The sequence below is a fragment of the Bartonella sp. B10 genome, assembly GCF_053794435.1.
The window spans coordinates 340,278-365,783 of sequence record NZ_CP200030.1; the positions used below are offsets into that span (position 1 = coordinate 340,278).

Consider the following 25,506-nt stretch of genomic DNA (forward strand, 5'->3'; position numbering starts at 1 on the left):
TAAATGTTATTTTTTTACAATTGGAAGAGCAACGAAACGATTCTGATCATCTGTTCGCACTTGCAAGAGTATAGCATTTCGTCCTAACTTTTGTGCATTCTTGATCGTATCAGTAATATCAGATACCTTTTTAATAGGTTTATTATTAACCGTTACAATTACATCACCAGGTCGTATTCCCTTATCTGCAGCATCTGAATTTGAATCTACATCAGTTACAACTAACCCCAAACCATCCTCAGCAAGAGTAACAACTAAACCATAATCTTCCAATGTTTCATCTGAACTGCCGCGCTTGCTTGGATTTTTTGCACCGTCTTTTGTATCTTCATCTTCAGGCATCGGATCAAGTTGAACCTTTATGTTATCTTCTTTACCAGATCTCCAAATACCTATGGTTGCTGTTTCTCCTGGTTTAATCGTTGCAATACGCTTTGCTAAATCACGTACATCATTAATCTTCTCACCATTTACTGAGATAATCACATCACCTGTTTTGATACCAGCCTTTGCTGCTGGTCCCTTCAAATGATCAGTAATCAAAGCACCTTTTGCTTCTTTTAAACCAATTGAGTCAGAAATTTCCTTCGTCACAGACTGAATCTTAACTCCAAGCCAACCTCGTTGAACTGTACCTTTTTCAATAAGCTCGTTTACAACTTGTTTTGCTATCCCAGCTGGAATAGCGAAAGCAATCCCAACATTTCCCCCAGAAGGAGAAAAAATTGCTGTGTTAACCCCTACAACCTTTCCATCAAGATTAAAGGTTGGACCGCCAGAATTTCCTCTATTAACAGCTGCATCAATTTGAATAAAATCATCATAAATCCCAGCACCAATCTCACGTCCACGTGCTGAAACAATACCCGCTGTTACAGTTCCACCAAGACCAAATGGATTACCGATAGCAACAACCCAATCACCAACATGAAGCTTTGAATCATCACCAAACTCAACATATGAAAATTTTCTTTTCTCATTTACTTTTAGTACTGCAAGGTCGGTTCTCTGATCTGTTCCAATAAGTTTTGCATTAAGTTCTGTTCCATCACCTAAAACAACAACGTAACTTGTTCCATCAGAAATAACGTGATTATTGGTAACAATATAACCATCAGACGATATAAAAAATCCCGATCCAAAAGCTACAGGGTTGAGTTTACGTGAACGCGATGAAGGTTTGTTACTCGGCCGACTGCGATCATAAAATTCTTTAAAAAACTTTTTCAAAGGATGTTGCTCTGGTAATTGATCAATACCAGGACTACTAAAGAAATCGCTGAAAAATCGTTCTTCTTTCTTTCTATCACTCTTCACCTGCACTGAAACAACAGCAGGTTTTACTTGAGCAACAACATCTGCAAATCCTGGTTGTTGCACTAATGAAGTAAATGCAGAACTTGCATTAGCCTCTGTTATCAACAAACTTGATCCACATCCACCAAAAAACAGTGCACTTTCTAAAACCGCAGAAAAACTTACTGCGATTAATGTTGTAAAGAAAGTTTTTTTAACCATTTCATATATGCTCCTATTCAGTAATATTTTTATCCCAACTTTACTCAATTATAAAATAGTGGACATTACCGTTTTCTGTCTAAATTATTAAAGTTTTGTAAGGTTAGATAAAAAATTGATAATAATCATAAATAAAAATAGATAACAAATTGAAATATATTAATTTTTATTTATAAATACTTATTTTAATTTTTTCTTCAGCTGTTTTTCTTTATCAGAATTTACCTCGATTATTTTTTGTATCCGTGTCGTTTCGCTTGGAAAAATATGATTGTGAAACCAAGCATTATAATGATCAGGGGTGATAACCATAAAAACCATGTTGTTCTGTTAAATGGCGGTTTCAATAAAATAAATTCACCATATCGCTCAACAAGAAAATCAATAACTTGCTGATTACTATCACCCATTTTTAATCGTTTACGGATTAAAATCCGTAAATCGCGTGCCAATAAAGCATCGGAATCATCAATCAATTGGTTTTGGCAAACTGGACAACGAAAATATGATGAAATATCACGTGCACGAGATTCAAGATCTGGATCTGTCAAAACTTCATCTGGCTCCACTGCTATCGCTAATGGTAAAGAAAAAATAGTGATTAAGATAAATAAAGCCAAAAACAGTACTTTTTTCATCTAAATACCTTTTCAGAAAATTTAAATCGGGAAGCTACATGTTGATGTAACCCAATACGAAACAAATAACTAAAAAGAGAAAAACATCCACCCATAGCCATCATTAACGCACCTAACCAAACACAAATGACATAAGGCTTCCACCATATATGCACAACAAGTCCTTTATCATTTATTCGTCCTGGAACAATATATAATTGGGATAAACCATGACTTTGAATACCCACTTCTGTCGTTGATGTATTCCGACTTAAATAAAGTCTTTTTGATGCTATCATGTTACGCACCACGTTCTTATTTTCATATATTGTAAAGTTAAACTCCATTGTAGAATAATTTGATCCAACACCCTCATGAACCTTGACGAAACAAACAGTCTTATCAGCTATTTTTACCATATCTCCTATCTGCATGGTTAGAATACGCTCTTGCGAAAAAGTCGCAACACAAATAATACCGAATAATGTAACTCCTAACCCCATATGCGCTATTGCAGCACCAAAAAATGGCCATGGCAATCCAATAAATCTCTTAATACGCACCGACAAAGCTGTCTTGTGATATCCACTCTTTCCCCAAAGATCAGCTAAGCTACCTAATACAACAAAAACTGAAAGTCCAATTCCAAAAATTGCAAAAATATCACGTAAAGATGTTGCGTAATATGTTATAAAACAAGCTACAAAGGATAATGCAAAAACAAGCCACAATCGTTCAAAAACAGCAAAAAAATCGCCACGTTTCCATGCCATCATTGATCCAAATGGAGCCAATAACGATAAGAGCATCATCAAAGGCCCACAGGAAAGATTAAAAAATGTGGCACCTACAGAAATTCTTTTTCCAGTTAATATTTCAATAAAATAAGGATAAAGCGTACCAATCAATACTGTTAACGTTATTGTTATAAACAATAAATTATTTAAAATAATAAAACCTTCACGCGAAATTGGCTGAAATAATCTACCTGTTTTCAAAATAGGTACTCGCAAAGCAAAGAGAATAAAAGCCCCTCCCATGAAAAAGAGCAAAATAGCAAGAATTGCCCATCCACGAGCTTGATCAATAGAAAAACTATGAACAGACATTAAAATACCAGAACGAACAAGAAAAGTTCCCATAAGAGAAAGAGAAAACGTAAAAATAGCTAAAAATACAGTCCAATTTTTCAATGTATTTCTCTTTTCAAGAACGAGAGAAGAATGTAAAAGGGCCGTTCCTGATAACCATGGCATAAATGCAACGTTTTCAACTGGATCCCAAAACCAATAACCACCCCATCCTAATTCATAATAAGCCCAATAAGATCCAACAACGATACCCAGTGTTAAAAAAATCCAAGACAAGAGAATCCAAGGACGAACCCAACGTGCCCAAATTTTATCAACATGTCCTGTAATTAACGCAGCTATTGCAAAAGAAAAACAAACCGAAAAACCTACATTTCCTAAATAAAGAAGTGGTGGATGAATTGCTAAAGCAATATCCTGTAAAAGAGGGTTAAGATCATTTCCCTGAAACGCCGGTGGACTAACACGTAAAAACGGGTTGGATACAAAAAGAACAAATAAAAGAAAAGAGCTTATAATCCAACTTTGGCAAATTAAAATTAAGGTTCTAGTCTGTACAGGTAAATGTTGGCTAAACAACGCCAGCAATGTACTAAAAAAAGCTATAATAAAAACCCATAATAACATAGATCCTTCGTGATTACCCCAAATACCAATGATTTTATAAAGCATTGGTTTTTCTGAATGAGAATTCTCAACGACATTCAAAACAGAAAAATCAGATACTATATAGGCATAAACAATAATCACTAAAGATAACAATACCAATATGAAAGTCATATATGTTAAGGGGATCACTGTTTGCATCAATGAACGCTCCCTCAACAAAATACCCACAACAGGTAAAAACGCCTGCAATAAACTCATTGCAAATGCTGCAGCTAAAAAAATATGACCCAATTCAATGAGCACGACCGAATTATTTCTCCACACTGTAATGTTTTTTTAAACGATCAGCTGTTTCTTTAGACATATAAGTTTCATCATGTTTTGCTAAAATACGTGTGCCTATAAAAAAACCCTGCTTATCAAAATATCCTTCAACGACAACACCCTGACCTTCACGAAAAAGATCTGGAAGTATACCACTGAAAATAACTTTTTCATGCTTTATATTATCAGTTACAAAAAATATAACTTCCCTCTCTCCAATGTATTCAACGGTTCCTTTTTTAACAAAACCGCCTAAGCGCAAAGGGCGTCCCATAGAAATATCTTCTCTTGTAATTTCAGATGGCATTCGGAAAAAACTCACTGCATTACGCATTGCATACATGACAAGGCTTGCTGCAATGATCATCACGAAAAAGCACAATAAGATCATGAGAAATTGCTTTTTTTTCCGTTGCCTTAAAATAATTTCCAACGAATAAGAATTTTTTAAAAAATGACTGTTCATAAACTATCTACGAAAACTCTTTATTATAAAGATGTTGTACAAACATTAATTTACCGTTCATATAATTTATTTTTTTAAAAGCTTTGCATATAGGTGAAAACGCTTATCAAATATCTCCACTATCTGCTTGAAACTCCTAGAGTTAACAATCTTAAGCTAAATATCACAACTTTCTAAGCATGCTAATCAGATAAATCACGTAACTGGACTATCATTGCTTTAACCTGCGATCGTCCTGTAAGATTCTCAGGCATTGTATCAAGAAAATTTTGTAAAAATTGCGCTGCTTGCGTAATTTTACCTTCTTGGCGTAATGCATCAGCTAACAATAAACGAGGATAAAAATCGTGTGGAGCCAAATCTGCTGCTTTCTGAAAAGCGCGCTGCGCTTCTTGAGTAATCACTCCCCCTTCATAACCAACCAATGCCAAGCCGTACCCCACAAGTCTTGGAGCTGATTCTCCATTCAAGCGAAGGGCATCCAAATAAATGTTTACTGCATTCTGAAAATAGCCTTCCTCAAGATATCCTACTGCCAATGAATCTGCTAACTTGCCATCATTTGGTGTACGAAAAAAAAGTACTTGCAGACGAACAAGCTGTTCATTTTTGCTAAGCGTATTAGGATCCTTATTCATTAATTCGCTAAAAAAGTAACTTTTAACTCCTACATTTCCTGTTCGATTGTAGATATACAATGTTGTAAAAAAAACGAATAAAACACCAAGAATTTTAAGAGTACGTATATTTTTACAGTGCGTGCCAGACCTGTCATTTTCAACTGAAAATATATGATTTTTGTAAATGTCAATGACCGAAATTTGCTTATCTTTCTTTAATCGACAGCTAAAATATAGAAAAAGCAAAAGTGTAACAAAGATTAACAACAGCATATTACCTTGATACCAATACAAACATCAAAAGACATAGCCAATCATCTGCCTCATTTATTAAAATTACGCTGCAAAATAATAAAAAATTATTTTCATGGCATCATAAAATTGATTGTCAATTTCTCTAATATACCCAAAAGCATACAAAAATTTTACTTTTATATTCTAATTGCGGTCAGATACACTCTCCAAACCCTAGAATTATTTCCTTCTTTGCAAATTGTATGCAAAAATACTACTCATTCTTACAAACTAGAATGTACGCTATGTGTAAAAAGAAAATATCTTTACCGTCTTGGTAACAAAACTTTTGCACATAACCCGCCTAAATTAGAACGCGATAAGAAAAAACTTCCACCATACTCATTAACCATATCTGAAACAATCGCTAGCCCCAAACCTGTCCCCGGTTTACTTTCATCAAACCGACGACCTCTTTGTAAAGCTTCCTCAATTTGTTCTTCCGTTAAACCACAACCATCATCTTCTACAAGGATACTAAAAAATTTTGCTTCTTCAACATTTTCTTCTAAGCAACAGGAAATCAAAATTTTTGTATGAGACCACTGAGCTGCATTCTCAACTAAATTCCCTACAACCTCTTCTAAATCCTCTTTTTCACCAGAAAAAACAATATCATCAACATCCATGACAAATTGAAATTTTTTCCCAAGATGAAGCTTTTCCATAACCCGTACCAAATGATTAATAACCCTACGAACAGGTGTGTGATAAACGATACTGTCACATTGCGCTGCAATCCGAGCGCGCTTTAGGTAATGACTTATCTGTGCCTGCATGATTTCAGTTTGCTCTCTCAATAAAATAGCCTGATCTCCACACATCTTATCAACTTCATTCATAATAACTGATAAGGGTGTCTTCAATGAATGAGCGAGATTACCAACCTGCGTACGAAACCGCTCAATAATACGTTGATTGTTATCAATGAGAGCATTCATTTCTTGTGCCAACGGCATAACTTCACTCACTAAATTCGTATTCACATAATTAACCCTATCCTCACGAATATCATTCAGTGTTTGTCGAATAAGCCTCAATGGTTGAAAACTAAAAAAAATGATAGCAATGTTGATAAGAACACTGCCTATGCCAAAACTCCAAAGAAAAATTTGCAAAGTTCGCTTAAATTCTTGCACTTGTGCATGTGCTTCATCTATATTTCCAATAAGACGGAATCGAGCAATATGATTTTGATTGTCGAGAACAACATCACTCTCAATTACTTGTAGCTTCTGTCCCTTTTTTCCCTTTATTCGATAAGAGCGAAAAAATTTATTATCAAAAGGTACATCGGCATCGCTTGGTGAAAATATTTTCTCAATTCCTAGTGATGGGGATGTAATTCTTCCTTGTATATTAGATGATATAGCAACTACTTCCCAATACCAACCTGATGTTGGATCTGAATAACGAATATCATCAATCCCAGAACTTCCTCTTAAATTCCCCTCAGGTGATACAACTACTGTTGCAATAAGACTATAAAGATGAGCAAAAAGGATACGCTCCAAACTTTGTTCACTTGAGCGCTGATAAAACAAAATACTGACTGCAGAAATCGATGAAAGCGAAATAATGACCCATAATGTCGATAAGATCATAACACGCAAACTAAGAGATCTACCGATGAGAAAAAAAATCTTCCCAAACCGGCTTTTGTTTTTCAAAATTCTCATTGATCACCTGACAATCTCACTCGATAACCCATTCCGCGAATAGTCTCAATCAAATCCACCCCGAGCTTTTTACGCAACCGTCTTACAAAAACTTCAATTGTATTTGAATCCTTATCAAAATCCTGATCATAAAGATGTTCAATTAGCTCTGTTCTTGAAACTACCCTATCACAATGATGCATGAGATACGACAAAAGTCTGAATTCATATGAAGTTAATTTAACCAACTGACCATCAACAAAAACGCGGGAGGTTTTTGTATCCAACAACACTTTACCGCAGCATAATGTACTCGTTGCATGACCTGCAGCTCGACGGATCAACGCACGCAAACGTGCCATCACTTCTTCTAAATGAAACGGTTTAACAACGTAATCATCAGCGCCTGCATCAATACCAAGAACTTTATCAGACCAACGATCTCGCGCTGTCAATATTAAAACAGGCATAAAATATCCTTCTTTACGCCATCTTTCAACAACACGAATTCCATCTAAACGTGGCAAACCAATATCAAGAATCACAGCATCATAAGAATCCGTGCTTCCCAAGAAATAAGCCTCTTCACCATCAAAAGCACTATCCGAAACATATCCAGCACTTTTTACAGCTTCCGCTAATTGATGATTGAGATTCCGATCATCTTCAACAATTAAAATACGCATCACACATCTGCCAAGCACTAATCAGCAGGAACAAAAACTTCAACACGGCTCAATTTTTTACCTTCACGAGCAGGCAATACAACCACAACCAAACACATGTCTTTTCCATCTTGAACAACAGGCGTTGAACGAACCAACACTCCACTCTTTTGAGCAGCAACCTCTTTACCAACTTCAGCACACTCGGAAGCTAATACAGACTCTGCTCCAAAAAAGAGTGATATTATCATAAACAAGGAAACTTTTTTTATCATAGATATTCCATAATCCATTCTATATGAACATAGAGTGAACGACATTTCTATGTCTATTAAACATAGCACACGCAACAAAATTTTTTCTTCGTGGGATAATATAATCAACGGATGGTACCCTAAATTTTAATAATTTCAAAACAAATTTCTTCAGAGATTATACAATAATTTGAAGAGATAATTTTTAAACAAACCATAAAATGAACTTTTTACCTTTCATTACTATAGTCAAAAAGTACTCTTATCCCATATAAGAATTACAGATTCGTTTGGTTGCATCATTTTGCCATAGGCCTCAATTAAATGTTTGATTTTTTTAAAAAAAATAAAGCACAAAACAACAAGCCATTTCAGAGCCCTGCACTCATTGAATTAGATGCACGATTGGACACAGCAATTTATCGTATCCGATCTACTAATAATTGCTTTTGGAAGAAAGCAAAAATTATTTCACAATACTTTCATATACGAGGATGGAAACGATTTATAATCGAAATTCTTAATGAAGCACTAACATTAGGATTGATAGGTTTTACTCTTTTTACCATTGTAGGCATTTCCGTTTTTGAATTAACCAAAAAAGACTGGTATTCACCCCAAAATTTTTCCATTCTTTTTTTAGATCGGTATGGCAATCCCATTGGTCACCGTGGTGCACTACCAGCAATGTCTGTTCCTGTTGAAGAGATGCCAGATTATGTTATTAAAGCAGTTCTCGCAACAGAAGATCGTCGTTTTTTCGATCATTGGGGCATTGATTTGCATGGTCTTGCACGAGCAATTTCACAAAATATGCAAGCTAATAGCGTGGTTCAAGGTGGTTCAACTCTTACACAACAACTAGCTAAAAATTTATTCTTAACAAATGAAAGAACTATAATACGTAAAATAAAAGAAGCTTATCTTGCTCTATGGTTAGAAGCTAACTTAAGCAAAAAGCAAATTTTACAACTTTATCTTGATCGTGTATACATGGGAGGAAATACTTTTGGAATTGCAGCAGCTGCGCAATTTTATTTTGGTAAAAATATACGCAACGTATCTCTTAGCGAATCCGCTATGCTAGCAGGACTATTCAAAGCTCCAACAAAATATGCTCCCCATAATAACTTACTTGCTGCCCAAACACGAGCCAACGTCGTACTTTCTAACCTTGTCAACAGTGGATTCATGACTGATAGCCAAATTATCAACGCTCATCGCCACCCAGCTAGTGCTATTATAAAAATAAAAAATAATCAGCCTGACTATTTTCTTGATTGGGTGTTCGATGAAGTCAAAAAAATTAATAACCAACTTCCAAATCAGACTTTGATTGTTCAAACAACTCTTGATCCAGACATCCAAAAAGTAGCAGAAGAATCAATAGCGTACCATTTACACCAATATGGTCAACAGTATCGTGTCACACAAGCAGCTACCGTCATTATTGATAATAACGGAGCCGTATGTGCAATTGTTGGAGGACTGGATTATAATAAAAGCCAATTCAACAGAGCGACACAAGGTGGACGACAACCTGGTTCTTCATTCAAACCTTATGTTTACGCAGCAGCAATGGAACGCGGTCTATCTCCTTCAACAATAGTTCTAGACACCCCTATTAACTGGGGAGGTTGGTCACCAAGAAATAACTCAGGTCGTTATCTTGGTAAAATAGATTTAGCAACTGCTTTAGCTTTTTCCATCAATACAGTACCTGTTTATATCACATATCAATATCTTAATCGTGATACCCAGCCAATCATAAATCTAATCAAAAATATGGGTATTAGTGCTCATATATTATCGCACAAAACTATGATTTTGGGGACATCCAACATGACTCCAATGGATCAAGCTACTGGTTTTAATGTCTTTGCTAATGGAGGTATGTCTGGAAATCGCCATGGTTTCACACAAATTAGAACAACAAATGGACATGTTGTATGGGATTTAGAATATAATGGAAATAAACCACATCGAGTTATCAGCAAACAATCAGCAGCTTATATGAACCAAATGATGGTTGGTGTTACAACACGGGGTTCTGGAAAACGTGCTTCGTTACCAATGACCCTCGTTGCCGGGAAAACTGGAACATCACAAGCCTATCGTGACGCGTGGTTTGTTGGCTTTACAGGTAATTATACTGGAGCCGTGTGGATGGGTAACGACAACTACTCACCAATGAATCGTGCTTTTGGTGGCGGTGTACCAGCTATGATATGGCATCGTATTATGCTTTATGCACATAAAAATATAATGCTCAAACAGCTCCATGGTGTCAAAGATTCTATTCTCCCTTATCAACCGCCAATATTCTCTTCACATAATGATTCTGACATCATGTCCAAAATATCTCATACACTTTCACCTGAAACAGTAAATGTCGTACAATTAATTAATAAAGACCTGAAAGACCTATCTATAATTTCTTCAAAGATGAAAACTATTAGAACAACACTTTAAATTCAAGATATTCTGTAATGCTCCTTAATATAGTTATCTCCTTTCTAATCTCTATTTTTTCTATTTTATGTGGAATCTTGAGTGTTGATTATATGCTCAACTCCTTTAACAACTTTGGGAAATTTACAATTGGCGAATGGAGCGCTTACCCACAAATAGGAACAACCGATGCTGATCCATACACCAAAGCGCGTACAGCCAAGCGAGGCGACATTTCATTCGGACGAACTGAAGTTCTAATTTTTCAAATCTGGAAAGATAACAACGGACATCCGTTATATTCCGATTGCCACTATTTTCTCAAAGGACACATTCCCGAGGCGCGTCTTTTTACCCTTTACACAGCAGACAAATCCCTTAAACCACATACTGCATCTAATGAAATACCTTTTGAACTCTATACAGACAATATTACCTATGAAAGCGATGGCTCACTACACATAAACATATCACCAACAGCAAAAACCGGCAACTGGCTCGCAACAGGCAGCAAAAAAGAATTTGGACTTATTCTAACTTTATATGATACTTCAATCACTTCCGCAACAGCATTAAAAGAGCTTACTATGCCATCCATAAAACACATTCCATCGGGAAAAAACTGTGACTAGATTCATTTATATTGCGCTTCTTGCAATAATCGGCGCTATTATTGTTCATATTTGTGTTTTATTTTTGATCCCCTATTACGTTCAAAATAATATATGGATACAGCTTAAAAAATCGGGAGATTTTTATCAATTTGTAGACTTGAGTCCTAGTAATCATATTCAAAAAACTCACGATCCATTTTTTCTTCTTAAAGTCTGCAGATTTAATCTCGAAAATGGTCCTGTTCATTTAATGACTTCAAAAACAACACAATTTTGGTCATTGTCAACCTACACACGTGAAGGAATTATTTTTTATAGCCTTAATGATCGAACAGCACCCAATGCTACACTCGATATTATCATTGGAAAGCCTATACAAATAATCGAACTAAAAAAGTCAAAATCCAAAAATGATAATAACTCAGTTTTAGTCGCTAAAAATTTTAATGAAGGTTTCGCTATCTTACGCGTCTTCGCTCCTTCTTTACTTGCAAAAAAAGAGAGCGAAGCTTTTCTTTCATCTGCAACATGTCGCATCTTCAATAGATGAAATAACACTAATTTCTGACTATACAACGAATCTATTTTTATAAAAGCATTCGACAATATATAAAAAGCAATTTTCAATTATTATATACTAAACATAATAACTGAAACAGAACCATTGTTCTAATTTAAAATATTTTAATTATTTCATAAAAATATCATACAATGCTTTTATTAAAATACAAATTTAAGATAAAAGTATTATAGGATAATGAATATATTTATATAACGATAAAATAAAAAGATGACAAATGTTATATAAAAACCATATAATATCCAGTAAAAACCATACATTCATATGAAATATAATAAACAAGAGTAAGCACTATAAATATTTATAGAAAAAAGTTCATACAAACCGCAAATATTATTATTTAAGTTTATTTCTATATAATACAACAACAATCTATGAGATCTTATCCATCACGTTAGTAAATTCATAGAAACATAGCAATCACTCATATCAAGTTAGTGAATAAAATTATCGAAAATTTATATAGCACACAATATCCTTGATACTGCGAATAAGTGCTTTACCTTTGTCATAAAATGAGGAGCTTTTTATCAAATATACAATATAAATAAAATCCTTCTTATAGTTTGTTGTTCAGGAAAAGAGAACGTAATGAAGAAAAAATATATCCAATTAATCTCAAGGGCAGCGGTATGGTCTCCCCGTTTTGGTGGATTGGCATTTTTGATCTTATTATTTTCAGTGCTTTTACAACGCTTTTCTGTAATTAGTGTAGTTGATCTTATGATTTTGATAGCAATATCTGCTTGTTGTGTTGCTGTTTCTCTTTTTCTTTCTGTAAAAGCCCTTTATAGTTTATGGACAGAGGGCGCTAGAGGTGGAATGAAAGCCTTAAAGGGTATTATTTATTCCTTAATAACTGCCGTACCATTAATATTACTTTTGGGATTTTGGTTTGCTTTACCAGCTATTTATGATGTTTCTACTGATACACAGAGACCTCCATCTTTTTTTCGTACTATACGTCCAAGTGATGCTTTACCACTCAAGAGTGTTTTAAACGAACAAGCAACTCTACAAATGTCAGAATGGCCTGAAATATCAGGACGTCGTTATGATGAATCACCTGACAGCATCCACAAATCAGTGCTTAATGTTTTAGCATCTTATGATTGGCCTGTTGTTGCTCAAAGGAAATTTAAAGGTAAAGAAAACGAATTTTATATCGAAGCCATAGCAAAAACTTTTTATCTTGGTTTAATTTCAGATATTGTTATTCGTTTAACTGATGAAGGAGATACGACTTTTGTTGATATGCGTTCTGCTTCACGTTATTTATCAAGGGATTTTGGTACAAATGCTACTTTTATTATCAATTTTATGGATGCGCTTGATACAGAAATAGCATCACTTCCTCTTTCTAAGGATGATAAATAACATACAGAACAGCAAGCAATATTTGGCTAACATATTATTTTAAATAAGTTTTAGGATGTACAAAATAAATAAACCAGCTATAATTATTAAAACCTATGAAGGATCTCTATATAAGAAAAATGTTCGTAAAGGTATTTACACTATCATAGGCTTCAACTGGCATAACTGTTTCCTTTTTATGAGCTTTCCTATAGAAAACAACAAATGCGATGCAAGTAAAAAATTAACACACAAATCTGAAAAGTTAGTAGCACGCGTATAGTGAACACAGAGACGACAATTTTGTGAGTAAAAATACTGTTTATGTTATACCTCGGAAAATATAATACCTCGTATCAAAACAATTGATGAAAAACTGCTAGAAATAGAAGCAATGAAAAAATTATTAATGGAATTGGAATAAATAAAGAAACAATTTGACATAAGCAGGGAAATTTAAAAATCACTTGTATACTTTAATCTTACAAACTTTGGCTGGGGTACCTGGATTCGAACCAGGGAATGCCGGTACCAAAAACCGGTGCCTTACCGCTTGGCTATACCCCAAAAAAGAATACACTAAAAACTTTATTTGCACCTTATAGCGATTCCTACGATTGTGCGCAACATCTGAAAATCAAAGCCTTTACTTTTTTATTACAAATTCTTATTCGTACCACAATGATACAAATTGTAATCAGCACGCAAATTCATGACTCCACTCAAAACAAACTCTCACCCCCAAACAGTTGTTTTGCAATTCTTTGTACTTTGCTATTTCGTTTATTCATTTCAGTAATAATATAGAATGCAGATTCTATTTTTATTTTACTGATGTGTTTCAATGTCTTATCGTTAACTATAACTCAATTATAGATTCTTTATTATACAAATCTAAACTATGCAAACACAATAACGAAAATTTAAAGACTTTATATATTGTTGATTCTTTACCTTCTTTGCTCTCTTATTGTGTAATATACGACAAAAATAACGTAACTATCACTGTGAATTTTATTTACCCGATACGAACAAACCATCAGACATCATTCTCTTTACATAAAGATGCAATAGTCTATGCAAAAATAATCTAACAATTTTTCTAAAAACAGAATTGTGTAAATCAACAATGTTTTATTAATTAAGTGTATTTCAGAAAAGTTACCTCACAAATAGATAATTATTAAAATGAAATTGATCCGAACAGACATTCAATATTTGCTTTTAGATACCATAAATGGCAAATTAAGATTATGGAGTAAGCTTAACAATTAGAATCGAGGAGATTTTTAAATGGCTTTTGAATTAGCTGAATTGCCTTACGATTATGATGCCCTTTCACCTTACATGTCACGTGAAACACTTGAATATCATCATGATAAGCATCATCTCGCTTATCTTACTAATACCAACAATTTTGTAAAAGAATTAGGCTTAGAAAATGATAGCCTTGAAAATATTATTAAAAAAAGTTTTGGGAATAACATTAGTTTATTTAATAATGCATCTCAATGCTACAATCACCACCATTTTTGGAATTGGATGAAAAAAAATGGTGGTAATCAAAAGCTTCCTGAAAAATTAGAAAAGGCTATCAATTCTGATTTAGGCGGATATGATAAATTTCGCACTGACTTTATTGCTACGGCCTGTGCTCAATTTGGTTCGGGATGGGCGTGGGTCGCTGTTAAAAATGGCAAGCTTGAAATTCTAAAAACATCTAACGGTGAAAATCCTTTAATTTATGATGCTCAACCTATTCTTGGAATTGATGTATGGGAACATTCCTATTACATTGATTATCGTAATGCGCGTTTAAAATATGTTGAAGCTTTCGTGGATAATTTAATCAATTGGGATTATGTTTTGAAACTTTACGAAGATTGCGGATTTTAAAATATCTATATAGTCTTTCATAAAAAAATAAGGGCTCCATAATCTAACGATCGTGGAGCCTTATAACTTAATAAGAAGGGAAGATCATATTAACAGCAGTTTTTTCCCGCTATTTTTAAGATATACGCGTAAATATATGCGATCTCTTCCAATTTTGAAAATCGTCCAGCTGCACCTGCATGACCTGAATCCATATTAGTGCGTAATAAGATTTCGTTATCATCCGTTTTTAATTCGCGTAATTTTGCCACCCATTTTGCAGGCTCCCAGTAAGTAACACGAGGATCAGTTAATCCTGCAGTCACAAGAATAGAGGGATATTTTTGAGCTTTAATGTTATCGTAAGGTGAATAAGAGGAAATAAAATTATAATCTTCTTGTGATTCAAGAGGATTCCCCCATTCAGGCCATTCCGGCGGCGTTAATGGCAGCGAAGCATCTAACATTGTTGTTAAAACATCAACAAAAGGTACATTGGCTACTATGCTAGCGAAGTCCTGTGGAGCTATATTCGCAATAACACCCATCAACATTCCTCCCGCTGAGCCACCGTGAGCGATAAGTCTATCATGGGCAGTAAATTTATTATCTACAAGATATCGTCCACAAGCAATAAAATCTGTAAATGTATTGTATTTAAATAGGTGTTTTCCCTTCTCATACCATTCAACTCCTTTTTCTTTTCCTCCACGAATATGAGCAATCGCATAAATAAAACCTCTATTAACTAGAGAAAGTACATTGCTATTGAAGCTGGCAGGAATAGAAATACCATAGGCACCATAACCATAAAGTAAACAAGGTGCACTACCATCAAGAATAGTAGTTTTACGATAAAAAAGTGAAATAGGGATTTTTTCACCATCGTCCGCGACTGCTGAAATACGTCGTGTTACATACTCGTCTTTATTATGCCCTGAAGGAATTGTTTGCGTTTTTAAAAGTATTCGTTTGCGGCTTTTCATCTCATAGTCAAAAACCTGATCAGGTGTTGTCATAGATGAATAAGAAAAACGAAAAGTGTGGCTATTATACTCTGCAGCTCCTTGTAAACCTAAAGAATAAGCTTCTTCTGTAAAAGCAATAGAATGAATTTGTTTCGTGGTGCGATCCATTACGTTTATACGAGGAAGCCCTTCAAAACGTTCAAGCCAAATAAGAAAATCTTGGTAAGCATCATGAGATATTATCAAATGCCCGAGTTGGTGTGGTATACATTCAGACCAATTCTTTGATTGTGGCGATGTATACGGTGCCACCATAATTTTAAAATCTTTCGCATTATCTATATTGGTAAGAATATAAAAAACATCGCCACCTTCTGTAAGTGAATATTCAACACCCTTTTGTCGTTTCCGTACACATTGTGGAGCAGCAAGGGGTAATTCAGCAGGGATAATCCAAATTTCTGACGTTTCATGATCATGAATATTAATATAAATAACGTCATTCAGCTTAGAACCACTTACATATAAGAAAAATCCTGGATTATCTTCATGAAAAATAAGCCTGTCCTGTGATTGATCTGTATTTAATCTATGATAATAGAGTTTAGAAGGTCGATGATTTTCATCCATCTTAGTATAGAAAAAACCTTCAGATTTAGCATCCCATACAATTTGTCCAGATGTATCAGTAATTGTATCAGAACAGTCAGATAATGTTTCTAAATTACGAATTTTAGCTATGTAAAATTCCGATCCTTTATCATCATAGGTCCATACAACATGTGTATGATCAGGAGATTCTTGAACTGAGCCAAAATTGAAATATTCTTTTCCTTCAGCTAAAATATCACCATTAAGGTAAACATTTTTTTCGTCTCCATTCCTTAATGTACGAAAATAATGCGGCTGCTGCCCTCCAGTAACATAAGAGAATCCATAAGCAAAAGGTCCATGTTTTACAGGAACAGAACTGTCATTTTCTTTGATACGATTTTTCATTTCGGAAAAAAGCAAATTTTGTAATATTTTTGTATCAGCCATTTTGGCATCTTGATAAGCATTTTCTTGTTCAAGATAATATCGAATATTTTCGTCAAGACAGCTAGGATTTTTAAGAATATCTTGCCAATTAGATGCACGCAGCCAGTGATATGGATCATCACGACATATGCCATGATGCGTTTCTTTATAAGCAATTTTTAATGCTTTAGGAGGAAGTGATGAAGATCGAGTCATATATAATCCTGTATAATCCTACGTTAAAAGATGTGGATGGTTTCGTTTATATGTTGGAATTATTTCCCTTATGCAATAGGTAAGATTTGCAAGTTTTACTTACTTGCACAAACATAACTGAGGTAATTTTAGCAGTTACACTGTATACTTCTGTTCATCATAAACCGTAAATATTTCGTTATATAAACATCATGCCATCCTAATAAATGGATCAAGTAAATTTAACCTTTTGGTCGCAGAGTTAAATTCTTCTTCTGAACGGAGACATTAGGTATGAAGCATATACAGTAAAATGTATTTAGGATGGTGCTGTTATAGTCTAAGGAGAGAGAGAAACTTTCAATACTGTACTAATATGTGACAGTGTGCCGTTTTAGTATTATTTTTTATGACATTCTATATCTGTAATATACATTATAGTTTTTTGTTCTGCTTGCAACACTTTTACTTGGTTTAAAAAATTTGTCTAAGTGCCTTTTTACATTCAAAAAACATCATTTTCTTGCATCGAAGTTTGAATTTCGTAAAAAAATACTAAAATTATTATATTGTAAATACATAAAATAATTTTTTTTTTTTTGTGTATTACAGTTTTACATTTAATATTTTTATTTATAAGTTATTTATAAAATAACTATTTCTATACTATATTATGTTTTTATACATAATATATATATGAAAAATACTTTTATTTAAAAATAAAGATAGTTTTTTTGTTTATTATATATTATGACAAAAAAGAGGAATTTGTTTGATTTTTTTGTGTTTAAGCGATTTTATAAAATAATTGAATTGACAAAAAAGATTTTTGTACAATATGAAACTTACATGCATTAGCTCTCTTTATAACGAGATGAATGCGGATTATATCTCGATTTTAAATTAAAGGAAACAAGAATGGAACATCATCCAGTCTTAGAGACTGAAAGCAATTTAGTTATTACATTAGTTGCCGATATTGTTGCTGCTTACGTGAGTAATAATTCGATCCGACCGACTGAAGTTCCAAGTTTGATTGCTGATGTTCATGCTGCTTTTCTTAAGGCAGGCAATATGGAATTGACAGAAGTTGAAATTGAAAAGCAAAGACCTGCTGTTAACCCGAAGCGTTCGGTTTTTCCAGATTATTTAATTTGTCTTGAAGATGGAAAGAAATTTAAATCCTTAAAACGTCATCTTATGACACATTATGGGATGTTACCGGATGAGTATCGTGAAAAGTGGCAACTGGACAGTTCTTATCCTATGGTTGCTCCTAATTATGCAAAAGCACGTTCAGCTTTAGCAAAGGAAATGGGACTTGGACGTAAAAGTCAGCGGAAAAAAAACAAATAATTGCATTTACTTTACTTAAAGTACTTATGCTGAGTATATACAAAATATTTTTTTTAATAAGTTTGACGTGTATATTTCTTATGAAGCACTTAGATAATTTTACTGTAAAAGTCTCTGCCGTTCACAAAAAACTCTCGTTACGAATTCGTTCAATAACTGATCTAAGACCGTTTGATCTTTGTGGTGTGAGGTTTTCATTTAAACCGAGTGTTTGAAGAAGCCCCTCTGCATCAGCGCTACGAATTTCAGAGGCTTTTTTACCTGAATAAAAAGTAAAAAGAATATAAATGAGTCCGCGCACAATTTGGGTATCAGAATCACCTTGAAACGTTAATATTGGATTTTCAAAATTATCACGAGAAGATACAAGCCATACTTGGCTAACACAACCGGGTACCTTGTTTTCGTCGTTTCGGGCACTTTCCGGAAAGGGTGGCAGTTCATTTCCAAGTTCAATTACATAACGGTAACGATCTTCCCAATTATCCAAAAGAGAAAAATTTTCTATAATATCATCGATAGTTTCTGCCATAACCCCAGTCCTACCCTGTTTTGCTAGTCATATTAATGCATTTTGTTGACAGATAAACGCTCATTCTTTTCAGTATGAAGCTAATCATAAACTCTTGTTTAAAAATAATGTCATATGATTCTATTTTTTCGCAGCAGCTTTTGTACATTCATTTTAAGAGACATGTTTTCAGGTTGAGCCATATTCTTATTACCAAATATATGACCAAGATACTCGTAAGCTGCTTTCGCACCATGACGAGCACGTTCACCAAGTGAATTTAAGAAAGATTTGCCAATTTTGCAGGTTTTTGTAAGACGTTCACAAAATGTTCCTAATTCATTAATGGTCTCCTTAAAAGCAATAATAACATCATTCACTGCTGTATCATTATCTCTTTGAATAACAGAGTGATCACCACTTGGCATTTCTATAAAAAATGAAATGACAACAAAGATAAAAAATAAAAAAAATGATAATTTAATCGAAAAGCGTATCATAGGTAATCATTGTGCTGTAATTACAAATAAAACAAAAGCGGTAGCCTATGCGTTTCTTCTTTATAAAAGATTTATAAAAGTGAAATTTTTTATAATTAAGCATTATTTTGTCGGATTTGATCATTGCCCATGCTGTAAAAATACACGATGCAATCACCACAGACAGAACATTTTCTCTCTTCATTAGAAACTGGACGTCCTTTAAATACCGCTGTACAATTATATAGATATAATAAGAAAATTGTCTACCATATTATAGATATAAAAAAAACAGCTTCAATTGAAATTTATTGAATATTAATAGCAATACGTGATGATGAATTGTGAGAATTATGTTAAGTATCCCATTACGCAAGAATATAAGGTTATGTATGTAAAATATTTGAGAAAGGTGTAGCTCTCGTTAATTTTGCAGTGCTATAGTCAATTTGACTTCAAATGCATTCCCTGAATATATGCATAAGGAATGGTATAATAAGAATGATATATATACTATCATTTAAATCATCATAAAAATTGATTATATATAATAGTATAAAAGTCCATTTATACGTACTAAAGATGCATAAAAATGCGAGATAAAAAGAAATTAATGAAAGATATTATTGATTTATAACCTTATCTATTAAGGTCAAAGTTTTATTTGTTAGCAATTAAAAAATAGATAACAATGGCGTGATATACCTTTCTTTATACTAAAAATCAGAACAATTTGTGTTAGTTTTTTAGAAAAAAATGTAGTTGAAAAAAAATAATGGCAAAAAAACGAAAAACGCATAAAATCAAAACTGCAAAAAAGCGAACACAGAAGAATATTATTATAGCATTTTTTCTCATCAGTTGTCGTTTACTTTTTTGGATAGCAAAACGAATTTATATTCACACACGTAAAAACGCTTTATTGGTCATTGGATTATTTCTTTTCGCTATTAGTTTTGGGTTAATTTCATTTAACGCTTTATTTTTGCAAACAAAAATATCTCACAATGTATACACTGAAATGGAATCAAAATCCGTTTCTAGCACAGGAAAAAATTCTACTTTACCTCCAAAAGAAGAAAAATTTCAACCAAATACCCATATGGCTTCTTTGCTTATTCCTAACAATTTGCGTAAAAACTCATCTTCAAATTCTTTTTCAGAACATATATTAAAAATACAAAAAAAATTAGCAAAATTAGGGTTTTACGATGGCCCCTTGGATGGAGTGGAAGGACCTAAAACTCGCCGAGCCATAACATTATGGAAAAAACAACATGCTAATGAAATGCAACACAGTATTTTACCCAAAACTACAACAGATGATACCATCATATTAATTCAGCATAGTAAAACAAAAAATGATACAATGAAGACAAACAATCCGCTTCATTCAGAAGAAGACGTTTTAGAACCTCTTGTTGCAGACATTATACAAGTACAAAAGGCCCTACGTGCTTTCGGTAATCCAGAAGTGACTGTCACAGGTATAGAAGACAGAAATACAATATATGCCCTAAAACAGTTTCAAAAAATGTTTAACCTTCCTATAACGGGTAAAATTAATCGTACAGTTTTAATAAAAATGCGCGAAATTGGTTTGTTGAATTGAAGACAACATCTTATCCTATAAAAACTAGATCAGGATATAAACAAAATGCCATTCGTATCTCATCTATCAAACATATACAATCAGCAAGATATCACAAATATCCTTTCCCCTTTAGCCAAATAAATAAAAAAGGGTTAACTTTATTCTACATATTGCAAACACCATATTAGTGAAAATACCTCAAACTCCTGATGTTTTTTTTGCGATTGCTGATTGTGCTGCAGCTAAACGAGCAATCGGAACTCGAAAAGGAGAACATGAAACATAATCTAGATTATTTTCTTCACACAAATTGATGGAAGCAGGATCACCTCCATGTTCACCACAAATTCCTAATTTAATTTTTCTACGCTGTGATCGCCCACGCTGCGCAGCAATAGAAATAAGTTCCCCTACTCCATCACGATCAATTGATACGAAGGGATCTCGTTCTAAAAGTCCTTTTTGAAGATAAGTCGTTAAAAATGAAGCTGCATCATCACGTGAAATACCAAAAGTGGTTTGCGTCAGATCGTTTGTTCCAAATGAGAAAAATTCTGCAGTTTCTGCAATTTCATCTGCCCGAAGAGCTGCCCTTGGGAGCTCAATCATGGTTCCAACCATGTATTGAATATCTCTTCCCTTTTCCTTCATCACCTGATTAGCAACCTGATCAATATGAGATTTTACGAAATCTAATTCGGATTTAAGCGCAACAAGTGGCACCATAATTTCAAGCATAACAGGAGATCCAGATTTTAGAAAAGCTTCAGCAGCAGCTTCAAAAATTGCCCGTGCTTGCATTTCCAAAATTTCAGGATAAGTAATAGCTAAACGGCACCCACGCAAACCAAGCATAGGATTAAATTCATGTAACTGCTGAGCGCGCTCAGCAAGTGTCTCAGAAGAAACCTCCATAGCTGTCGCAACATCAAGAATTTCTGCATCTGTTTTTGGCAAAAATTCATGTAATGGTGGATCTAATAGGCGAATAGTAACAGGTAAACCGCACATAATTTCAAATAATTCGGTAAAATCTGAACGTTGCATAGGTAAAAGCTTATCCAACGCTTTTCTACGTCCGCTCTCATCATTACTTAAAATCATTTCACGCATAGCAGTAATACGTTCACCAGAAAAAAACATATGTTCCGTACGGCAAAGACCAATCCCTTCAGCACCGAAAGAACGCCCCATACGTGCATCAGATGGTGTCTCCGCATTAGCACGAACTTTTATACGCCGTATCCCATCAGCCCACTCCATCAACTTTGAAAAATCTCCACAAAGCTCAGGTTGCAACATGGCAACTTTCCCCTTGAAAACCTCTCCACTTCCACCATCAATCGTAATGATATCACCTTTTTTAAAACTTTCTCCTGAAGCGAACATTGTATTTGTGTTATAATCAATTCGTACACTACCTGCACCAGAAATACACGGTTTTCCCATACCACGTGCAACAACAGCAGCATGACTTGTCATGCCACCACGTGTTGTTAAAATCCCTTCTGCAGCATGCATACCATGAATATCTTCAGGACTCGTCTCTATACGCACTAAAATAACTTTACGTCCGTCTGCAGATGCAGTTTCTGCTTCTTCTGAAGTAAAAACAATTTCACCAGTTGCTGCCCCAGGTGAAGCAGGTAAGCCGTGTGCAACAACGAAACGTGTTGCCTTTGGATCAAGCGTTGGATGTAAAAGCTGATCAAGCGATTTTGGATCAATGCGCATCACCGCCTCCTCAGAACTTATCAATCCTTCCTCAACCATTTCAATCGCTACCTTTAAAGATGCACGTACTGTTCTCTTTCCCGAACGAGTTTGCAAAATCCACAATTTACCCCTTTCAATGGTAAACTCGAGGTCTTGCATATCCCGATAATGCTGTTCAAGATTCTGTGCAACTTGACATAATTTTAAAAAAGCTTCTGGCATAATTTTCTCTAAGGACGGCTTATTTGAATTTGCAATCATGCGTGCCTTTTCCGTAATATTTTGAGGAGTTCGAATACCTGCCACAACATCTTCACCTTGTGCGTTAACCAAAAATTCACCATAAAGCTCTTTTTCCCCTGTCGACGGATTGCGTGTAAAAGCAACACCCGTTGCTGAATCTTCACCCATGTTGCCAAACACCATTGCCTGTACATTAACTGCTGTTCCCCAGCTTTCAGGAATATTATGTAAACGACGATAAGTGACCGCACGTGCTGTCATCCAACTTGAAAAAACTGCTCCAATTGCACCCCACAATTGTTGTTCAGGATCTTGTGGAAAAGGTTTTCCTGATTTTTCTTCGATACAGGACTTATAAGAAACAATAACATCTTTCCAATTATCTGCTGTCATTTCCGTATCGATATCATAACCATTACGCACTTTTATCTCATCAATGATTTCTTCAAAATACGAATGATCCAATCCCAAAACAACATTAGAATACATTTGAATAAAACGACGATAACTATCATAAGCAAAGCGCTCATTATTGGATTGTAAAGCAATTGCTTTCACAGTATCATCATTCATACCAAGATTGAGTACTGTATCCATCATCCCTGGCATAGAAGCTCTAGCTCCTGAGCGCACAGCAAGCAAAAGTGGCTTTTTTTCGTCACCAAATTTACGCCCTGTTTGTTCACCAATATATTGAATTGCTTGTTTAACAGCTTCCTGTAATTCTTTTGGGTATGACTTGTTGTGTGCATAGTAAAAATTACACACTTCTGTTGTAAGAGTAAATCCGGGAGGCACGGGTAAGCCAAGATTACTCATTTCAGCTAAATTAGCTCCCTTTCCGCCAAGAAGATTGCGTTTACTTGCACTCCCTTCGGCATTGCCATCACCAAAACTATAAACCCACTTTATCATCGTATAATGCCTCCCATATCAGTATCAAAGCATCATTTGATCAAAATCAACCATCAAAAAGCGCTAATAACAAAAAGCAATGATCCAATTAAAATTGACTAAGCCAAAGAAAGTATCACTTCATAACACACAAAATGATTCCTCTTCAGAAGGCAAAGTGATAACCACAGATATAAACACCCACCTTCTGAAGAGAGGTTTTAATTTTTAAGAAAACTATCAATTACTGAAAAGAAAGATTCTACAGACATCATACCTTCATATTTATTTCCATTGATAAAAAAGGTAGGAGTTCCTGTAACACCGAGCTCTTTTCCACGCTCAAAAGAAGCATTAACCTCATTTAGAATCGACTGATTTTTCAAGCAAGAATTAAAACTTTCATCTGTAAAGCCTGCCATTAAACCAATTTTTTTCAATGGGGTAAGAACATCTTGCTCCCAAACCCACTCATTTTGTTTTTGAAATAAAACTTCTATTAAAGGGAAATAACGATCTTCTGGTGCACACCGTGCCAACATAAAACCAGCAGTTGCTCGAGGATCAGAAGCAAAATCTCGGAAAATAAATTTTACTTTTCCTGTTTTTATATATTTTTTACGAATTTGAGGAAATACATAATTATAAAAATGCGCACAATGAGCACATGTCAATGAAGCATATTCAATAATTGTTACTGGTGCATTCTCTTCCCCCTCAACCCTATCCTTAACCTTACCTACTCGAAGAAGCTTAGCCATATCAACTGTTGAAATCGTTTTTACTGTAGATAAAGTAGTGGTTGCACCAGTTTGCGTAATCGCCATTAGGAAAAGAATTATCGTAAAAGGCAAAAAAGAGCGAAAATTTATCATAAATAATACTTTTCTTCCGTTTTTTTAAATACAAGAATAAATATTTGCTTAATATACTAATATCTAACAAACATGTAAAATATCTTGCTTTATTTATTATTTTTTTCTGCAAAAATGCAACAACCAAGTTTATAAAGTGAGTGACGCAAACTGTCATTTTCAATTTCTTCAAGCATTTTTCCTATGTATTCCTTATCCTTCTCACTAGGAACTAATTTCATAGGCGGATGATCTGTAAAAACAGATATACACCTTTGCTCAATCTTTATGCGATCGATAGCGATATACCCAAAAAAAACATTAATTCTATGGAGTAACTCACTTGTTTCATGCATCAACTTTAGTGCCGCTCTTCCCTCACAAGCCACAACAAGCGTAGCAGGTTGAAAAGTTTCATATTGATTTGCATAACGATTCCAAATAATTCTAAGAGGGATTGTATATTCACCGATATCATGGCCTATAATTTGTGACCAATACTCTATAAGAGCTACATTAATACCAGTTCTCTTGCGTAAAACAGGATCCAGTATTTCAGATACCATCTCAGAAATATGATAAAATCGCTGCTCTTGAAATTGTTTACCCATACTTGTAGATCATCATCAAATCATTTATCAGATTATAACATTTTTGCCGTTGTAAAAGCTGTTATTCTAGAAA

At 34.3% G+C, this 25,506-nt stretch carries 21 protein-coding genes and 1 tRNA gene; 7 read left to right on the forward strand and 15 right to left on the reverse strand.

The window, feature by feature from the left end; genetic code table 11:
- Positions 1-6: 6 nt before the first annotated feature.
- The 8 genes from V3565_RS01470 to V3565_RS01505 all read right to left on the reverse strand — a co-directional run bounded on the left by V3565_RS01470 (position 7) and on the right by V3565_RS01505 (position 8,137).
- Positions 7-1,518, reverse strand: a complete 1,512-nt coding sequence (locus V3565_RS01470) for a Do family serine endopeptidase (RefSeq protein ID WP_455478565.1) — start codon at positions 1,516-1,518, stop codon at positions 7-9.
- Between the two features lie 230 nt (positions 1,519-1,748).
- Complete coding sequence (locus V3565_RS01475; protein WP_455478566.1) at positions 1,749-2,156, reverse strand: cytochrome c-type biogenesis protein; 408 nt, start codon at positions 2,154-2,156, stop codon at positions 1,749-1,751.
- Positions 2,153-4,138: a heme lyase CcmF/NrfE family subunit gene (locus tag V3565_RS01480; RefSeq protein WP_455478567.1), complete on the reverse strand. Its 1,986-nt coding sequence runs from the start codon at positions 4,136-4,138 to the stop codon at positions 2,153-2,155. The genes V3565_RS01475 and V3565_RS01480 overlap by 4 nt, the downstream gene beginning before the upstream one ends.
- 7 nt (positions 4,139-4,145) lie before the next feature.
- Positions 4,146-4,625: a cytochrome c maturation protein CcmE gene (ccmE, locus tag V3565_RS01485; protein WP_455478568.1), complete on the reverse strand. Its 480-nt coding sequence runs from the start codon at positions 4,623-4,625 to the stop codon at positions 4,146-4,148.
- A 182-nt stretch (positions 4,626-4,807) separates the two neighbouring features.
- Positions 4,808-5,518, reverse strand: coding sequence for a tetratricopeptide repeat protein (locus V3565_RS01490; RefSeq protein ID WP_455478569.1), 711 nt, complete (start codon positions 5,516-5,518; stop codon positions 4,808-4,810).
- Between the two features lie 287 nt (positions 5,519-5,805).
- On the reverse strand, positions 5,806-7,218 hold the full coding sequence (locus V3565_RS01495; protein WP_455478570.1) for an ATP-binding protein: 1,413 nt from the start codon (positions 7,216-7,218) through the stop codon (positions 5,806-5,808).
- Entirely contained in the window at positions 7,215-7,883 is a 669-nt protein-coding gene (locus V3565_RS01500; RefSeq protein WP_455478571.1) for a response regulator transcription factor, read from the reverse strand. Before V3565_RS01500 ends, V3565_RS01495 begins: the two co-directional genes overlap by 4 nt.
- 17 nt (positions 7,884-7,900) lie before the next feature.
- Positions 7,901-8,137: a hypothetical protein gene (locus tag V3565_RS01505; protein WP_455478572.1), complete on the reverse strand. Its 237-nt coding sequence runs from the start codon at positions 8,135-8,137 to the stop codon at positions 7,901-7,903.
- A 303-nt stretch (positions 8,138-8,440) separates the two neighbouring features.
- Between V3565_RS01505 and V3565_RS01510 the strand changes: the two genes are divergently transcribed.
- The 4 genes from V3565_RS01510 (at position 8,441) to V3565_RS01525 (ending at position 13,138) form a co-directional block, all read left to right on the forward strand.
- Positions 8,441-10,588, forward strand: a complete 2,148-nt coding sequence (locus V3565_RS01510) for a transglycosylase domain-containing protein (RefSeq protein ID WP_455478573.1) — start codon at positions 8,441-8,443, stop codon at positions 10,586-10,588.
- A 17-nt stretch (positions 10,589-10,605) separates the two neighbouring features.
- Positions 10,606-11,199 (forward strand): DUF1214 domain-containing protein, encoded by a 594-nt coding sequence (locus V3565_RS01515; RefSeq protein ID WP_455478574.1) that lies wholly within the window; start codon positions 10,606-10,608, stop codon positions 11,197-11,199.
- Complete coding sequence (locus V3565_RS01520; RefSeq protein ID WP_455478575.1) at positions 11,192-11,731, forward strand: DUF1254 domain-containing protein; 540 nt, start codon at positions 11,192-11,194, stop codon at positions 11,729-11,731. The genes V3565_RS01515 and V3565_RS01520 overlap by 8 nt, the downstream gene beginning before the upstream one ends.
- Before the next feature lie 621 nt (positions 11,732-12,352).
- Positions 12,353-13,138: a DUF1499 domain-containing protein gene (locus tag V3565_RS01525; RefSeq protein WP_455478576.1), complete on the forward strand. Its 786-nt coding sequence runs from the start codon at positions 12,353-12,355 to the stop codon at positions 13,136-13,138.
- 471 nt (positions 13,139-13,609) lie between these two features.
- On the opposite strand, the gene V3565_RS01530 is transcribed toward V3565_RS01525, so the two are convergent.
- Positions 13,610-13,684: transfer RNA gene (locus V3565_RS01530), tRNA-Gln, on the reverse strand.
- A gap of 726 nt (positions 13,685-14,410) precedes the next feature.
- On the opposite strand from V3565_RS01530, the gene V3565_RS01535 reads away from it, so the two are divergent.
- Positions 14,411-15,013, forward strand: coding sequence for a superoxide dismutase (locus V3565_RS01535; RefSeq protein ID WP_455478577.1), 603 nt, complete (start codon positions 14,411-14,413; stop codon positions 15,011-15,013).
- An 89-nt stretch (positions 15,014-15,102) separates the two neighbouring features.
- On the opposite strand, the gene V3565_RS01540 is transcribed toward V3565_RS01535, so the two are convergent.
- The gene (locus tag V3565_RS01540; protein ID WP_455478578.1) at positions 15,103-17,196 is read right to left on the reverse strand and encodes a S9 family peptidase; all 2,094 of its coding nucleotides are present in this window, start codon (positions 17,194-17,196) and stop codon (positions 15,103-15,105) included.
- Positions 17,197-18,093: 897 nt separating this feature from the next.
- Between V3565_RS01540 and V3565_RS01545 the strand changes: the two genes are divergently transcribed.
- On the forward strand, positions 18,094-18,531 hold the full coding sequence (locus V3565_RS01545) for a MucR family transcriptional regulator (protein ID WP_455478579.1): 438 nt from the start codon (positions 18,094-18,096) through the stop codon (positions 18,529-18,531).
- Between the two features lie 121 nt (positions 18,532-18,652).
- On the opposite strand, the gene V3565_RS01550 is transcribed toward V3565_RS01545, so the two are convergent.
- Entirely contained in the window at positions 18,653-19,063 is a 411-nt protein-coding gene (locus tag V3565_RS01550) for a SufE family protein (RefSeq protein WP_455478580.1), read from the reverse strand.
- 110 nt (positions 19,064-19,173) lie between these two features.
- Positions 19,174-19,542: a DUF5330 domain-containing protein gene (locus V3565_RS01555; protein WP_455478581.1), complete on the reverse strand. Its 369-nt coding sequence runs from the start codon at positions 19,540-19,542 to the stop codon at positions 19,174-19,176.
- A 964-nt stretch (positions 19,543-20,506) separates the two neighbouring features.
- Here V3565_RS01555 and V3565_RS01560 point away from each other — a divergent pair.
- Positions 20,507-21,133, forward strand: coding sequence for a peptidoglycan-binding domain-containing protein (locus V3565_RS01560; RefSeq protein WP_455478582.1), 627 nt, complete (start codon positions 20,507-20,509; stop codon positions 21,131-21,133).
- A gap of 180 nt (positions 21,134-21,313) precedes the next feature.
- Here the strand turns inward: V3565_RS01560 and ppdK are convergent, their stop codons facing one another.
- From ppdK to V3565_RS01575, 3 genes are all read right to left on the reverse strand, one after another.
- Positions 21,314-23,989 (reverse strand): pyruvate, phosphate dikinase, encoded by a 2,676-nt coding sequence (gene ppdK / locus V3565_RS01565; RefSeq protein WP_455478583.1) that lies wholly within the window; start codon positions 23,987-23,989, stop codon positions 21,314-21,316.
- Positions 23,990-24,189: 200 nt separating this feature from the next.
- Positions 24,190-24,843 carry a DsbA family protein gene (locus tag V3565_RS01570; RefSeq protein ID WP_455478584.1) on the reverse strand — a complete coding sequence of 218 codons (654 nt, stop codon included), beginning with the start codon at positions 24,841-24,843 and terminating at the stop codon, positions 24,190-24,192.
- A gap of 89 nt (positions 24,844-24,932) precedes the next feature.
- Complete coding sequence (locus tag V3565_RS01575) at positions 24,933-25,433, reverse strand: DUF721 domain-containing protein (protein WP_455478585.1); 501 nt, start codon at positions 25,431-25,433, stop codon at positions 24,933-24,935.
- Positions 25,434-25,506 lie beyond the last annotated feature (73 nt).

What these genes read in the sequence shown, in the direction of transcription:
- V3565_RS01495 (WP_455478570.1), bottom strand. Translation starts at nt 7,218, where the DNA reads ATGAGAATTTTGAAAAACAAAAGCCGGTTTGGGAAGATTTTTTTTCTC.
- V3565_RS01535 (WP_455478577.1), top strand. Translation starts at nt 14,411, where the DNA reads ATGGCTTTTGAATTAGCTGAATTGCCTTACGATTATGATGCCCTTTCA.
- V3565_RS01515 (WP_455478574.1), top strand. Translation starts at nt 10,606, where the DNA reads ATGCTCCTTAATATAGTTATCTCCTTTCTAATCTCTATTTTTTCTATT.
- V3565_RS01575 (WP_455478585.1), bottom strand. Translation starts at nt 25,433, where the DNA reads ATGGGTAAACAATTTCAAGAGCAGCGATTTTATCATATTTCTGAGATG.
- V3565_RS01470 (WP_455478565.1), bottom strand. Translation starts at nt 1,518, where the DNA reads ATGGTTAAAAAAACTTTCTTTACAACATTAATCGCAGTAAGTTTTTCT.
- V3565_RS01540 (WP_455478578.1), bottom strand. Translation starts at nt 17,196, where the DNA reads ATGACTCGATCTTCATCACTTCCTCCTAAAGCATTAAAAATTGCTTAT.
- ppdK (WP_455478583.1), bottom strand. Translation starts at nt 23,989, where the DNA reads ATGATAAAGTGGGTTTATAGTTTTGGTGATGGCAATGCCGAAGGGAGT.
- V3565_RS01510 (WP_455478573.1), top strand. Translation starts at nt 8,441, where the DNA reads ATGTTTGATTTTTTTAAAAAAAATAAAGCACAAAACAACAAGCCATTT.
- V3565_RS01490 (WP_455478569.1), bottom strand. Translation starts at nt 5,518, where the DNA reads ATGCTGTTGTTAATCTTTGTTACACTTTTGCTTTTTCTATATTTTAGC.
- ccmE (WP_455478568.1), bottom strand. Translation starts at nt 4,625, where the DNA reads ATGAACAGTCATTTTTTAAAAAATTCTTATTCGTTGGAAATTATTTTA.
- V3565_RS01545 (WP_455478579.1), top strand. Translation starts at nt 18,094, where the DNA reads ATGGAACATCATCCAGTCTTAGAGACTGAAAGCAATTTAGTTATTACA.
- V3565_RS01555 (WP_455478581.1), bottom strand. Translation starts at nt 19,542, where the DNA reads ATGATACGCTTTTCGATTAAATTATCATTTTTTTTATTTTTTATCTTT.
- V3565_RS01505 (WP_455478572.1), bottom strand. Translation starts at nt 8,137, where the DNA reads ATGATAAAAAAAGTTTCCTTGTTTATGATAATATCACTCTTTTTTGGA.
- V3565_RS01475 (WP_455478566.1), bottom strand. Translation starts at nt 2,156, where the DNA reads ATGAAAAAAGTACTGTTTTTGGCTTTATTTATCTTAATCACTATTTTT.
- V3565_RS01550 (WP_455478580.1), bottom strand. Translation starts at nt 19,063, where the DNA reads ATGGCAGAAACTATCGATGATATTATAGAAAATTTTTCTCTTTTGGAT.
- V3565_RS01525 (WP_455478576.1), top strand. Translation starts at nt 12,353, where the DNA reads ATGAAGAAAAAATATATCCAATTAATCTCAAGGGCAGCGGTATGGTCT.
- V3565_RS01570 (WP_455478584.1), bottom strand. Translation starts at nt 24,843, where the DNA reads ATGATAAATTTTCGCTCTTTTTTGCCTTTTACGATAATTCTTTTCCTA.
- V3565_RS01500 (WP_455478571.1), bottom strand. Translation starts at nt 7,883, where the DNA reads ATGCGTATTTTAATTGTTGAAGATGATCGGAATCTCAATCATCAATTA.